This is a genomic window from Pseudothioclava nitratireducens (genome assembly GCF_029210495.1).
Lineage (GTDB): Bacteria > Pseudomonadota > Alphaproteobacteria > Rhodobacterales > Rhodobacteraceae > Pseudothioclava > Pseudothioclava nitratireducens.
Genome location: NZ_JARGDK010000007.1, coordinates 161,795 through 174,928, shown reverse-complemented (window position 1 = coordinate 174,928; position 13,134 = coordinate 161,795). Strand labels below are relative to the sequence as shown.

The 13,134-nt window shown below is 66.3% G+C and carries 12 protein-coding genes; 7 read left to right on the top strand and 5 right to left on the bottom strand.

Translation table 11 applies throughout. The annotated features are described in order from the left end of the window. Positions 1-5 precede the first annotated feature (5 nt). Positions 6-920, top strand: a complete 915-nt coding sequence (locus tag P0X85_RS10385) for a glycoside hydrolase family 26 protein (protein WP_275812473.1) — start codon at positions 6-8, stop codon at positions 918-920. Between the two features lie 244 nt (positions 921-1,164). Then, the gene (locus P0X85_RS10380; protein WP_275812470.1) at positions 1,165-1,455 is read left to right on the top strand and encodes a hypothetical protein; all 291 of its coding nucleotides are present in this window, start codon (positions 1,165-1,167) and stop codon (positions 1,453-1,455) included. A 54-nt stretch (positions 1,456-1,509) separates the two neighbouring features. Here the strand turns inward: P0X85_RS10380 and meaB are convergent, their stop codons facing one another. Beyond that, a complete protein-coding gene (meaB, locus tag P0X85_RS10375; protein ID WP_275812467.1) occupies positions 1,510-2,496 on the bottom strand; it encodes a methylmalonyl Co-A mutase-associated GTPase MeaB in 987 nt (328 codons plus the stop codon). A gap of 129 nt (positions 2,497-2,625) precedes the next feature. Here meaB and P0X85_RS10370 point away from each other — a divergent pair, with 129 nt between their 5' ends. Next, the gene (locus P0X85_RS10370) at positions 2,626-3,363 is read left to right on the top strand and encodes a DUF3108 domain-containing protein (RefSeq protein ID WP_275812464.1); all 738 of its coding nucleotides are present in this window, start codon (positions 2,626-2,628) and stop codon (positions 3,361-3,363) included. A gap of 7 nt (positions 3,364-3,370) precedes the next feature. Continuing rightward, on the top strand, positions 3,371-5,827 hold the full coding sequence (gene hrpB / locus P0X85_RS10365; RefSeq protein WP_420851823.1) for an ATP-dependent helicase HrpB: 2,457 nt from the start codon (positions 3,371-3,373) through the stop codon (positions 5,825-5,827). Positions 5,828-5,968: 141 nt separating this feature from the next. Here hrpB and argF read toward each other — a convergent pair whose 3' ends face one another. The 3 genes from argF to P0X85_RS10350 form a co-directional block, all read right to left on the bottom strand. Next, positions 5,969-6,895: an ornithine carbamoyltransferase gene (argF, locus tag P0X85_RS10360; protein ID WP_275812460.1), complete on the bottom strand. Its 927-nt coding sequence runs from the start codon at positions 6,893-6,895 to the stop codon at positions 5,969-5,971. A 90-nt stretch (positions 6,896-6,985) separates the two neighbouring features. Beyond that, complete coding sequence (locus P0X85_RS10355; protein WP_275812457.1) at positions 6,986-8,161, bottom strand: aspartate aminotransferase family protein; 1,176 nt, start codon at positions 8,159-8,161, stop codon at positions 6,986-6,988. Positions 8,162-8,439: 278 nt separating this feature from the next. Then, a complete protein-coding gene (locus tag P0X85_RS10350; RefSeq protein ID WP_275812548.1) occupies positions 8,440-9,225 on the bottom strand; it encodes an ABC transporter permease in 786 nt (261 codons plus the stop codon). Between the two features lie 194 nt (positions 9,226-9,419). Here P0X85_RS10350 and P0X85_RS10345 point away from each other — a divergent pair, with 194 nt between their 5' ends. The 3 genes from P0X85_RS10345 (at position 9,420) to P0X85_RS10335 (ending at position 12,248) form a co-directional block, all read left to right on the top strand. Further along, a complete protein-coding gene (locus tag P0X85_RS10345) occupies positions 9,420-10,028 on the top strand; it encodes a GcrA family cell cycle regulator (RefSeq protein WP_275812454.1) in 609 nt (202 codons plus the stop codon). A gap of 103 nt (positions 10,029-10,131) precedes the next feature. After that, complete coding sequence (rimO, locus tag P0X85_RS10340; protein WP_275812451.1) at positions 10,132-11,526, top strand: 30S ribosomal protein S12 methylthiotransferase RimO; 1,395 nt, start codon at positions 10,132-10,134, stop codon at positions 11,524-11,526. Beyond that, the gene (locus P0X85_RS10335) at positions 11,523-12,248 is read left to right on the top strand and encodes a hypothetical protein (protein WP_275812448.1); all 726 of its coding nucleotides are present in this window, start codon (positions 11,523-11,525) and stop codon (positions 12,246-12,248) included. Before rimO ends, P0X85_RS10335 begins: the two co-directional genes overlap by 4 nt. Here the strand turns inward: P0X85_RS10335 and P0X85_RS10330 are convergent. Beyond that, positions 12,242-13,003, bottom strand: coding sequence for a potassium channel family protein (locus P0X85_RS10330; RefSeq protein WP_275812445.1), 762 nt, complete (start codon positions 13,001-13,003; stop codon positions 12,242-12,244). The genes P0X85_RS10335 and P0X85_RS10330 overlap by 7 nt on opposite strands. Between the last annotated feature and the right edge of the window lie 131 nt (positions 13,004-13,134).

The window sequence follows — 13,134 nt, the reverse complement described above, 5'->3', positions numbered from 1 at the left end:
AGACCATGAAACGCAACACTGATCGGCAAAAACATGGCGCGGCCCGCAAGGCCGGGCCGTTCGTGGCAGCAGCGCTGCTGGCATTTGGGGTGGGCGCGGCCAGCGCCGCCCCGCCCGGATCGCTGCCCTTCGGGGTCTATGATCCGGACGGCGATTTCGCGGCTGATTCGGGCGTGGTGATCGAGCATCTGTTCCTGCCGTGGGAAGACGTTTACCTGCCCTCGCTCAACGATGCGGATGACTATGCCTATGAGCGCGAGCGCGCGCTTCTGGTGACGCTGGAGCCGTGGACATGGTCGCGCAGCGAGCGCAACACCGCGCAATATCTGCGCCGGGGGATCGCCTCGGGGGCCTATGACGGCAACATGAAGGCGGTCTGCGATGTGCTTGGCACGCTGCGCAGCCCGGTGACGCTGCGCTTCGCGCATGAGATGGATGACGATAACGGTCAGTTCATCTGGGCGGGCTGGCAGCCGGAGGACTACATCTCGGCCTATCGCCACATGATCGACATCTGCCGCGCCTCGGCGCCGAATATCTCGGTGATGTGGTCGCCGCTGGGTGACGAAGGGATGGAAGACTACTATCCGGGCGACGATTACGCCGATCTGGTGGGCGTCTCGGTCTTTGGTCTTCAGGCTTGGGATCAGGCGAAACACGGCGGTGATCGCAGCTTTGACGACATCTTCGGGCCGCGCTACGAGCGTGCCGCGCAATATGGCAAGCCGGTCGTTGTGGCGGAACTGGGCTATGTCGGCAAGGAAGATTACGTCAAGGCCTGGGAGAACAACGTGCGTCAGGAAAAACCGGATTATCCGGGTCTCGTGGGCGTGGTCTATTTCAACCAACCCGAGGTTTACCCGTGGCCCGAAGGCTTCGGGATGCCCGACTGGCGCGTGAAAAACCAGATTCTCGATTGATTTCGGGAGGGTCGGCGAAAACTCGCCCATGAGTTGAGCGCCCGCAAGACACTGAAAATGCCGGGATTTTCCCGGCATTTTCCATTTCGGCCAAAGGTCACAGGATTGCCCGATTTCCGCCCCAGTGCTGCGCCTCTTGATTGTTAGACCTTTTTTAACGCATCTGGGGCCAAATCCGAGAATGAACCCCCGTCCCTTCTCAAGGCTCCGGTGCGGGAGAGTTTGCCAAATCGAGGCGATGCAGATGACCGTGATTTTCAAGATCCCCGCTCGGGCGCTTGGCGCAGCTTTGGTAAGCGCGACGCTCTGCGCGGGCGCCGCTTCGGCCCAACAGGCCGGTGTGCTGGACCTGAACGTGACCAAGATCGTGACCAAATCGGTCGCGGGCAAAGGCGCTGTCAAGCATGACTGGCTGGCCAAGCGCGATGCGAATGACAAGGCCCGCATGACGGTGAGCAGCGCCTCGCCGGGCACCGGGAGCTGGGTCTGCTCGCCCGCCGGGTTCGGCAAGAAATCGAAGTGCTACGCACGCTGATCGGGCGAAAGCCGGATTAAGCTGTGCAAAGGGGCGGGTTATCCGCCCCTTTCGTTACGCGCCCAAAAGCCCCAGCATCTCAGCCGCCGCCGCGGCGGGCGCGGACTGACCCGCCGCCACCGCGTCGCCAAGGCTTTGCATCTTGGCGCGGATGGCCGGGTCAGAGTGGAGCCGCGCGAGCAACCCCTCACGGACCTCGGCCTCGAACCAGTGGCGCGCCTGCTCGGCCCGGCAGCGGTCGAAATGCCCGTTTTCGCGCCGCCATGTGGCCAGCGCGGTCATCTCGTCCCACGCCTTTTGCAACCCGTCCTCGGCCAGTGCCGAGACCGGGAGCGCCTTGGGGAAGCCCTCGGGGTCCTGCGACCGCTTGCGCAAGAGCCGGAGCGCGCCCGCGTAATCCGAAACGGTGCGCATCGCGGCGGGTTTGAGATCGCCATCGGCCTTGTTCACAAGGATCATGTCGGCCATCTCCATGATGCCGCGCTTGACGCCCTGAAGCTCGTCGCCGCCCGCAGGCGCCATCAGCAGGATGAAGAGGTCGGTCATCTCGGCGACCAGAGTTTCCGACTGGCCAACGCCCACGGTTTCGATCAGCACAACATCGAACCCCGCCGCCTCGCAGAGCGAAACCGCCTCGCGGGTGCGGCGCGCCACACCGCCCAGGTGCGCCTGAGAGGGCGAGGGGCGGATGAAGGCCATGGGGTCGCGCGAGAGGCGCTCCATCCGGGTCTTGTCGCCAAGGATCGAGCCGCCCGAGCGCGCCGAGGACGGGTCCACGGCCAGCACCGCCACGCGCAAGCCCTGCGCGGTCAGCATCATCCCGAAGCTCTCGATAAAGGTCGATTTGCCAACCCCCGGCGTGCCCGACAGACCGATCCGCAACGCCTGCCGCCCGCTGCCTGCGAGCTGTTCCAGAAGCGCCGCCGCCTGCGCCCGGTGATCGGCCCGCCCGGACTCGACCAGCGTGATCGCCCGCGCCAGCGAGCGGCGGTCTCCGGCGAGGATTTTCTGGGCCATGTCGGGGGGCAATTGCGCGGTCATCGGGGCCTCGGGATCGGCAAAGGGGTTGGAAGATGACGAAACCGTCACCAAATGTGAAGGGCTTTCGGTTTCTTGCCCGCTCGGGGCGGTATATGTCCAGAGCGGAAACCTGTTTTGTGAGGTGTGACGATGGTTCTGCGTATTGGTGCGATGCTGACGGCCCCGCTTCTGGCGGCTGTTATGGGTCTGGGTCTCGCGGCCCCGGCGATGTCCGAACAGAAGGACGCGATCGTGTTCGATGTGGAGCTGAAGGGCATTCGGGCGGGGCGTCTGGCGATCAACGGGGTCTCGGACGGCGCGCGATATTCGGCCAATGGGGTGCTGGAAACGACCGGGCTGGTGGGGGCGATCCGCAAGATCCGCTATGAGGCGGCGGTCTATGGCGCGGAAGGGTCGCGCTTTACCCCCGTCAAATATACCGAAAAGGCCGACACGCCCAAGCGCCAGTCCACGTTCGAGATGAGCTACAAGTCCGGCACGCCGGTGAAGGTCGTGCAGACGCCCGAGCGCAAGCCGCGTGCGACCGATGTCGCGCCCTCGACCCAGTCGGGCACCATCGACCCGCTGACCGCGCTCTATGCGGTCTTGCGCGATGTGGACCGCGATCAGGCCTGCAAGTTCAACGCGACGATGTTCGACGGCGCGCGCCGCACGCAGGTCGCGCTGTCCGCGCCCCAGCAATCGGGCGACGGGGTGGTCTGCGCGGGCGAGTATCGCCGGATTGCGGGCTTTTCGGAAAAGGACATGGCCGAGAAAAGCCGGATGAAGTTCACCCTGACTTACGCGCCGACCCGGGACGGGCGGCTTCAGGTGCAGGAAATCTCCACCGATACGATCTATGGCAAAGGCCGCCTGAAACGGCGATAAGGGCCGGGTGACACGACCTGACCTGACGCCTTTGCCGATTGACGAGGCCCTGCCGGGCCTTATCCGCGCGCTGCGCGGCGCGGGCGTTTGCGTGCTGATGGCCCCGCCCGGCGCGGGCAAGACGACGCGCGTGCCGCTGGCGCTTTTGCCCGAGATCGAGGGCCGGATCGTGATGCTCGAACCCCGGAGGCTGGCGGCACGCGCCGCCGCCGAGCGCATGGCCGAAACGCTGGGCGAGCCGGTCGGGCAAACGGTGGGCTACCGCATCCGGGGCGAGACGAAGGTGTCGAAAGCCACCCGGATCGAGGTGGTGACCGAGGGCATCCTCACACGAATGCTACAAACCGACCCGGAGCTTTCGGGCATCGGCTGCGTGATTTTCGACGAATTCCATGAGCGATCGCTCAATGCCGATCTGGGGCTGGCGCTGACATGGGAGGTGCGCGGCGCCCTGCGCGAGGACCTGAAACTGGTGGTGATGTCGGCGACGCTCGATGCGGAACCCGTCGCGGCCCTTCTGGGCGATGCGCCGGTGGTGATCTCGGAGGGCCGGGCTTTCCCGGTCGAGACCCGCTGGCTCGACCGCCCCGTGGACAAGGCGATGCGTCTGGAGGCGGCGGTGGCCGGGCTGATCGAACAGGCCGTCACCGAGACCGAGGGCGGCGTGCTGGTGTTCCTGCCGGGCGAAGGGGAAATCCGCCGGGTTGAGGGGCTGCTCGCGGGCCGGTTCGGACCCGATGTGGCGATCCGCCCGCTCTTTGGCGCGATGGAGTTCGCCGCCCAGCGCGCGGCGATCCGCCCGACGGAAAGCGGGCGCAAGATCGTGCTGGCGACCTCGATCGCGGAAACCTCGCTGACCATTCAGGATATCCGCGTGGTGGTCGATGCGGGGCGCGCACGGCGGATGCGCTTCGACCCCGGCTCGGGCATGGCGCGGCTGGTCACCGAGCCGGTCAGCCGGGCCGAGGCCGAGCAACGCCGGGGCCGCGCGGGGCGCGTCGCCGAGGGCATCTGCTACCGGATGTGGACCAGAGGCGCGGAGGGCGCGCTGCCCGCATTCGCCCCGCCCGAGATCGCGGTGGCGGACCTTTCGGGACTGGCACTGGAACTGGCGCTGTGGGGGTCGGACGGGGCCGATCTGGCGTTTCTGACGCCGCCGCCTGCGGGCGCGCTGGCCGAGGCCCGCGCGCTTCTCGAAGGGCTTGGCGCTTTGGAGGATGGGCACATCACCCCACACGGACGTTCGCTCGCGCGGCTACCGCTGCATCCCCGGCTCGGGCATATGCTCCTGCGCGCGGGGCCAGAGGGCGCGCCGCTCGCCGCGCTGCTGGCCGAGCGCGATCCGATCCGGGGTGCCCCCGCCGATCTGAGCCTGCGCTGGCAGGCCGTGCGCGATCCACGCGCCTATGCCGAACGGCACCCGTGGCCCGCCCATCGCGGCACGATCGAGCGCATCCGCCTTGAGGCGAAGCGGCTGGCCCGGCTGGTGCCCGAGACCGAGGCGCGACTGTCGCTCGCCGAGATGGTGGCGCTGGCCTATCCCGACCGGATCGGGCTCCGGCGCAAGGGCGATCAGCCGCGATATGTGCTTTCGGGTGGCAAGGGGGCGGTCGCGCCCGAGGGCGACCCGCTGGGCGCCGAGCGGCTGATCGTGGCCACCGATCTCGATGGCGACCCGCGCGAGGCCCGGCTGCGGCAGGGGAGCGCGATCTCCGAGGCGGAATTGCGTGGGCTCTATGGCGATCAGATCCACTGGCAGGATGTCTGTGAATGGTCGCGCCGCGAGGGCAAGGTGATCGCGCGCAAGCAAGAGCGCTTCGGCGCGCTGGTGCTGGATGATCGTGTCTGGAAGGACGCCCCGCCCGAGGCGCTCGCGCGCGGCGCGCTGGACGGCTTGCGCCAGATCGGGCTGCCCATGACCCCCGCCGCCGAGCGGTTCCGGGCGCGGGTGGAGCTGTTGCGCGGGCAAGGCGCGGATCTGCCCGATCTGAGCGAGACGAATGTGCTGGCGCGGGGCGAGGCGTGGCTACTGCCCTATCTGCGCGGCAAGCGGAGCGAGGCGGAGCTGCGCCGGCTCGACGTGACAGATGCGCTGCGCGCGACGCTCGACTGGGAGCAGATGCAGCTTGTGGACCGGCTTGCGCCCGCGAAATTCGAGACGCCCTTGGGGCGGAGCGTGCCGATCGACTACGCGGGCGAGGCACCGGGGATCGAGATCCGCCTGCAAGAGATGTTCGGCGTGACCGAGCATCCGACGGTGGGGCCGAAACGCCTGCCGCTCAGGATCACGCTGCTCAGCCCGGGCCAGAAACCAATTCAGGTAACGATGGACCTGCCGGGCTTCTGGGACGGCTCTTACGCGGATGTGCGCAAGGATATGCGCGGGCGCTACCCCAAGCACCCATGGCCCGAGAACCCGCGTGAGGCGGACCCGACACTGCGCGCGAAACCGCGCGGGGGTTAGGGGCGCTGCCCCTCTTTTCCTTCGGAAAATTCACCCCGGGATATTTGGAGCGATTGGAAGCGGAAAAGCTCTTTCATTCCAATCGCGTTAAATATCCCGGGGGGAGCGCGTCAGCGCGGGGGGCAGAGCCCCCCTGCCCGGTTACTTTTCAAGGCACCAGCGCATGATCGCCTTTTGCGCGTGGAGGCGATTTTCGGCCTCGTCGAAGATCACCGAATGGGGACCGTCCATGACCTCGCTGGTGGCCTCGTCGTTGCGATGCGCGGGCAGGCAATGCATGAAGAGCGCGTCGGGTTTGGCGTGGCGCATCAGCTCTTCGTTGACCTGATAGGGGCGCAGCTGGTTGTGGCGGCGCTCTTTGGCGGATTCCGGGTCGTGCATCGAGACCCAGGTATCGGTCACGACGAGATCGGCGCCGTCCACGGCCTTGAACGGGTCGCGCTCGATCTCGGCTTTGACGCCTTTCGAGCGGGCGAAGTCGATCCATTCCGGCTCGGGGTCGAGGGTTTTGGGGCCGGTGAAGGTCAGATCGAAGCCGAACTGGCCCGCCGCATGCAGGAAGGAGGCGCAGACATTGTTGCCGTCGCCCGACCAGACGACCTTCTTGCCCGTGATCGGGCCGCGATGTTCCTCGTAGGTGAGAATGTCGGCCATGATCTGGCAGGGGTGGGTGCGGTTGGTGAGCCCGTTGATCACCGGGACGGTGGCGTATTCGGCCATTTCGAGGAGGGTTTCCTCCTCGAAGGTGCGGATCATGATCAGGTCGACGTAGCGCGACAGGACGCGGGCGGTGTCGGCGATGGTTTCGCCGTGGCCGAGTTGCATGTCGGAGCCCGAGAGCACCATGGTCTGGCCGCCCATCTGGCGCACGCCCACGTCGAAGGAAACGCGGGTCCGGGTCGAGGGTTTTTCGAAGATCAGCGCGACCATGTGGCCGTCGAGCGGCTTGTCGTCATCGGTCATGCCCTTGGGGCGACCGTTGCGGGCCTCTTTCATTTTGCGGCCAAGGTCGATCATCGCGCGCAGCTCTTGCGGGTCGGTGGTGTGAATGTCGAGGAAATGTCTCATCGTCTTGTCTTTCTTGGGCGGGGTCGAGGGGGCGCTGCCCCCGAGGCCTTGCGGCCTCCCCCCGGGATATTTGGGGCAGAATGAGGTGGTTCAGCCCTGTTCGAGTTGGGTGGCAGCGGCGTCGAGGCGGGCAACGGCCTCGGCGAGGTCGGCCTCGGAGATATTGAGCGCGGGCAGCAGTCGCAGCACGTTATCCGCTGCGGGCACCGTCAGCAGGTTCTGCGCATAGGCGGCATTCACGACATCGGCGGGCGCACAGGTGCATTTAAGGCCGAGCATCAGGCCTTGGCCGCGCACCGCCTCGAACGTGGCGGGGTGGGCCGCGACGAGGGCTTCGAGCTTTTGGCGCATGAAGCCTGCGCGCGCGTTGACCTGATCGAGGAAGGCTGGGTCGGCGACGATGTCGAGCACCTTGCCCCCCACCGCGCAGCCCAAAGGGTTGCCGCCATAGGTCGAGCCGTGGCTGCCCGCGACCATGCCCGAGGCCGCCTCTTCGGTGGCGAGCACCGCGCCCAGCGGGAAGCCGCCGCCGATGCCCTTGGCGACCATCATGATGTCCGGGGTCACGCCCGCCCATTCATGCGCGAAGAGCTTGCCGGTGCGGCCCACGCCGCATTGCACCTCGTCGAAGATCAGCAGCGCGCCGGTCTCATCGCAGAGGTCGCGCAGGCCCTTGAGGCATTGATCCGGCACCACGCGGATGCCGCCCTCGCCCTGGATCGGCTCGATCATCACGGCGGCAGTCTTGTCGGTGAGCGCGGCGCGCAGCGCGTCATGGTCGCCCCATTTGAGATGGGTGAAGCCCGGCATCAGCGGGCCAAAGCCCTTGACCATCTTCTCCGACCCGGCGGCGGCAATCGCGCCGGTCGAGCGGCCATGGAAGGCGCCCTCGAAGGTGATGATCTCGATCCGCTCGGGCTGGCCTTTCTCATACCAGTATTTGCGCGCCATCTTGATCGCGAGTTCCGCCGCCTCGGTGCCCGAGTTGGTGAAGAAGACGGTATCGGCGAAGCTCTCGGCCACGAGCTTGTCGGCCAGCGCCTCTTGCTCGGGGATCTGGTAGAGGTTCGAGACATGCCAGAGTTTGCCCGCCTGTTCGGTCAGGGTGGCGACCAGATCGGGATTGGAGTGGCCCAGCGCGTTCACCGCGATGCCTGCGCCCATATCCAGAAATCGGCGCCCATCCGCCGCCTCAAGCCAGGAGCCTGCGCCTTTGACGAAGGCGAGGGGCGCACGGTTGTAGGTCGGCAAAACGGAAGCGATCATCGCGGAACTCCAGAAAAGGAAGGCCAAGGGGTGCAACAGGCCGCATGGGCTGTCAACGGTTTCGGCTTGGCCGGGATGGGTTTTCGAGGGGGATGTGGCCTTTGGCCACGCAGGATCGGACGTCAGGCGCGGGGTGCGCGACGTCGGGGACGGAGGGAATATGCCTTCGATACGATCATGGGCACAGCGGATAGGCCCGGCTTGTCTGAAAGTAAAGCCCTTTCATCAAACCCCAAGGACGCCGGGGGTTTGGGGGCAGCGGCCCCATGCGCGGGGTCTCAGGGCTTCATCCGGTAGCCGCTTTTGAGCCACGCCCAGCAGACCGCGCTGACGCCGCCCGCGAAGAGTGCCACGACGGCGAGGCCCTGCGCCGGGTTCGCATCCGACACGCCGAGCATCCCGTAACGCGCCCCGTCGATCAGGTAGAAGACCGGGTTGAAGTGGGTGAGCGCGTAGAACACGGGCGGCAGCGCCTCGGCGGAGTAGAAGGTGCCCGACAGGAACGACAGCGGCGTCACGATGAAGTTGGTGATCGCCGCCATCTGGTCGAACTTGTTGGCCCAGATCGCCGCCGCGATGCCAAGCCCGCCCATCAGCACCGCGCCCATCACCACGATCAGCATGAGCCAGAGCGGATGCGCGGGCCATTGGCCGATGGTGACCCCGATCCCGAGCGCGATGATCGCAGCGACGGCGAGTGCGCGTGTCACCGATCCCGCGAGGTATCCCAGAAGGGTTTCCAGCGGTGAGAGCGGCGGCATCAGCGTGTCGACGATATTGCCCTGCACCTTGGCGATGAGGATCGAGCTCGAGGTATTGGCGAAGGCGTTCTGGATCACCGTCATCATCAGGATGCCGGGCGCGAGAAAGGCCAGATAGGGCACGCCCATCACGTCGGCGCGGTTCTGCCCGAAGGCGAGCGCGAACACCGTCAGGAACAGCCCCGCCGTGATCAGGGGCGCGAGCAATGTCTGCTGCCAGACCGAAGTGAAGCGCAGGATCTCACGCCAGGCCAGCATCGTCATGCCCAGCCAGTTCACCCGCCCGAAGCGGCGCACGCCCATGTCGAACATCTCGCGGTCTCCCGTTCTCAGTGCCGCCCCCTCGTAACACCTTGGGACCATGCGCCGCAATCGGTGGGGGAAGACGCTGGCAAGCCTTGAAATCGGGGCGCGGTGCTTGTATCTCGTCATGTCCCCGATAGAATGGGGAAGCGGCCGAGATCGCCCCTGCGGGCGAGAAGTAACAAGAGGTGCCCATGTCCTGGACCGATGAACGCGTCGAGATTCTCAAGAAGATGTGGGGTGAGGGCCAATCCGCCAGCCAGATCGCAAAGGAATTGGGCGGCGTGACGCGCAATGCCGTGATCGGCAAGGTGCACCGTCTTGGCCTGTCGAACCGCGCAGGCGGTGGCTCGGAACCGGCGGCGCCTGCCGCGAAGGAACCGAAAGCCGCAGCGCCCCGCGCAGAGGCCGAACCGAAGAAAACCGCGAAGCCTGCGCCGCAACCGGCCGCAGCCGCGCCCGCACGCGCGGAGCCCGCGTCGCAACCGGCCGCGCAACCCGCGACCAATGTGACGCCGCTGCGCAAGCCGATCATCCCGGCGGGCCAGCCCCTGCCGCCGCAGCCCTCGGCCAATGAGATCAGCCCCGAGGCTCTGGCCAAGGTTGGCGAGGTCGAGAAGAAGGCCCGCAAGATCAGCCTGATGGAGTTGACCGAGCGGACCTGCAAATGGCCGATCGGCGACCCGGCGACCGAGGATTTCTGGTTCTGCGGTCTGCCCTCGCAACCCGGCAAACCCTATTGCGAGGCGCATGTGGGCGTGGCGTTCCAGCCGATGTCCTCGCGCCGCGACCGCAAACGCTGAGCGGGCCTGTGTGCCGGGGGCGCGGCCTCCGGCGCCCGGCGATCAATAGCTCGATGAAGAGCGGGTCGATGAGGCCCGCTTTCGTAATTCAGAAGGCAGCCCCATGAGCCAGAACCCTCCGAACCTGCGTCCCGACCTCGCGCCCCGCGCGCGGATCGAAGAGGACGCGCGCCCCGGCCAGCCGAAGGTGGGGATGGTGAGCCTTGGCTGCCCCAAGGCGCTGGTGGATAGCGAGCGCATCCTGACGCGGCTGCGCGCAGAAGGCTATGCGATCAGCCCGGACTATGCGGGCGCGGATGCGGTCATCGTGAACACCTGCGGGTTTCTCGACAGCGCCAAGGCCGAGAGCCTTGAAGCGATCGGCGAGGCACTGCGCGAGAATGGCAAGGTGATCGTGACCGGCTGTCTGGGTGCGGAACCCGACTATATCACCGGCGTGCATCCCAAGGTGCTCGCGGTGACCGGCCCGCAGCAATATGAGCAGGTGCTCGATGCGGTGCATAGCGCCGCGCCGCCCTCGCCCGATCCGTTCGTGGATCTGCTGCCGGCGACGGGGGTGAAACTTACCCCGCGCCATTTCAGCTATCTCAAGATTTCCGAGGGCTGCAACCACCACTGCAAGTTCTGCATCATCCCCGATATGCGCGGCAAGCTGGTGAGCCGTCCGGCCCATGCGGTGCTGCGCGAGGCGGAAAAGCTGATCGACGCGGGCGTGCGGGAATTGCTGGTGATCTCGCAGGACACCTCGGCCTATGGCGTGGATCGCAAACATGCGGCAAGCCCGTGGAAGGATGGCGAGGCGCGCGCGCATATCACCGATCTCGCCCGCGAGATGGGCAAGCTCGCCCAGCCCTCGGGCGCGTGGGTGCGGCTGCATTATGTCTACCCCTACCCGCATGTGCGCGACCTGATCCCGCTGATGGCGGAGGGTCTGGTGCTGCCTTATCTGGATATTCCCTTCCAGCACGCGCATCCCGATACGCTCAAGCGCATGGCGCGGCCTGCGGCCTCGGCCAGGACGCTTGATGAAATCGCCGCATGGCGCGCGGCCTGCCCCGACATCACCCTGCGCTCGACGTTTATCGTCGGCTATCCCGGCGAAACCGAGGCGGAGTTCCAGTATCTCCTCGACTGGATGGACGAGGCGCAACTGGACCGCGTCGGCTGTTTCCAATACGAAAACGTCGCGGGGGCGCGCTCGAACGATCTGCCCGACCATGTGCCCGACGAGGTCAAGCAGGACCGCTGGGACCGTTTCATGGAGAAGGCGCAGGCGATTTCCGAGGCGAAACTCGCAGCCAAGGTCGGCTCGCACCAGCAGGTCATCGTGGATACGGTGGACGCGGACGGCGCGACCTGCCGGACCCGCGCGGATGCGCCCGAGATCGACGGGAACCTGTTCATCGACGAAGGCTTCGAAGAACTTAGCCCCGGCGATATGGTGACCGTCGAGGTGGACGAGGCCAGCGAATACGACCTCTGGGGCCGCATCGTGTGAGCGCGCCCGCGCCGTTCCAGCGGGTCTGGGACGCGGGTCCTGTCGCGGTCGACTACCTGCCCGGCACGGGGCGCGATCTGGTGATCTCTTTCGCCTCGGTCGGCCATGATCCGCACCAACGGCCCTCACCCGAATTCGTCGGCACGGCTTGGGATCAGGGCGCGCGGCATGCGCTTTTCGTGAGTGATGAAAGCCGGTCCTGGGCGAACGATCCGGGGTTCGAGGCGGCGCTTTCGGGCGCGGTCGGATGGGTCACGTCACGCGCAGAGATTGAGCGGATCGCGGCAATCGGTCTGTCGATGGGGGCGTTCTCGGCGCTGGTGGCGGCGCATGCGCTGGCGCTCGATCTGGTGTTGGCCTTCGGGCCGCAATATTCGGTGCTGCCCGAACATGCCCCGGAAGAAACCCGCTGGGCCGAGTGGTGCGCGCGGCTGCCCGCGCCGCGCTGGCCGGTGGCCCCTGCCCCGTGCGCGGGTCACGCCTATCTGTTTCACGGCGCGAAAGATGACTGGGCGCAGGCGGCCCGCTTTGCCCCGCATCCGCGCGTGGATCAGGTGATCTTTACCGATCAGAGCCATTCCGGCCTCGTCCCGCATCTGAAGGCGCGGGGCGCGCTGGCGGGGCTGCTGGAAGCGGGGTTGGCGGGGGACCGGCGGCGGCTTTTGCGGATCGCGGGATCTGCGGGCGGCATCACCCGCAAACGGTTCGAGGCGGCTCAGTAAAGCCCTTCGGTGTCGATATGCACCGTCTCACCGCAATGTTTGCAATGGATCGCGTCCGCATCATGCAGGCTCAGCCCGCAGGTCTTGCATTCGTAACGGACCTTGGTCGGGCGAAACAGCACCTGCGCCAGACGCAGGAACAGGGTGACCCCGAAGATCATGATCGCCACCGACAGGAGCCGCCCCGTCATGCCGTGCAGCGTGATGTCGCCAAAACCCGTGGTCGTCAGCGTCGTCACCGTGAAATAGAGCGCGTCGGCGTAGTTGCGGATATCCTCGTTGCGACCGTATTGCGTGGCGTAGATCAGCCCGGTCATCACGAACAGGAACACGCCCAGATTGATCGCGGCGAGGATCACGTCCTGATGCTTGCGAAAGAAGGTGAAATCCTGCCGCAGCCGGGACAAGAGCTGATAGGTGTGCAAGAGCCGCAACGTGCGCAGCACGCGCAGAAAACCAAAGCTCTCGCCCGCGATGGGCGCAAGGAAGGACACCATGGCGATGATGTCAGCGGCGGTGGCGGGACGGGTCCAGAACCGCAGCTTGTGATCGGAGATCGCAAAGCGGGCGGTGAAATCCGCGACGATCACAAGGCCGATCACCGCGTCGATCAGCTCCACCGCAAGCGTATGGGTGAAAAAGGAGGTGACGATCACGAAAACCACCGTCACGAGATCGAAAATCAGGATCGCATAGCGGAACGCATGCGCGCGCGGCGTATGGGATTCGTAGAGCGAACGGATCGTGTCGAGCATCGGACTGCGCCTCTTGTTGTCCGAGCCATAGCGCAGATTGACCGCAAGGCAAAGCAGCCCGACTGCACCCGTTTTGCCAAGACAGGTTGCGAATCCGGCCAGGAACGCCTATACGGGGCGTGCAAGACGCT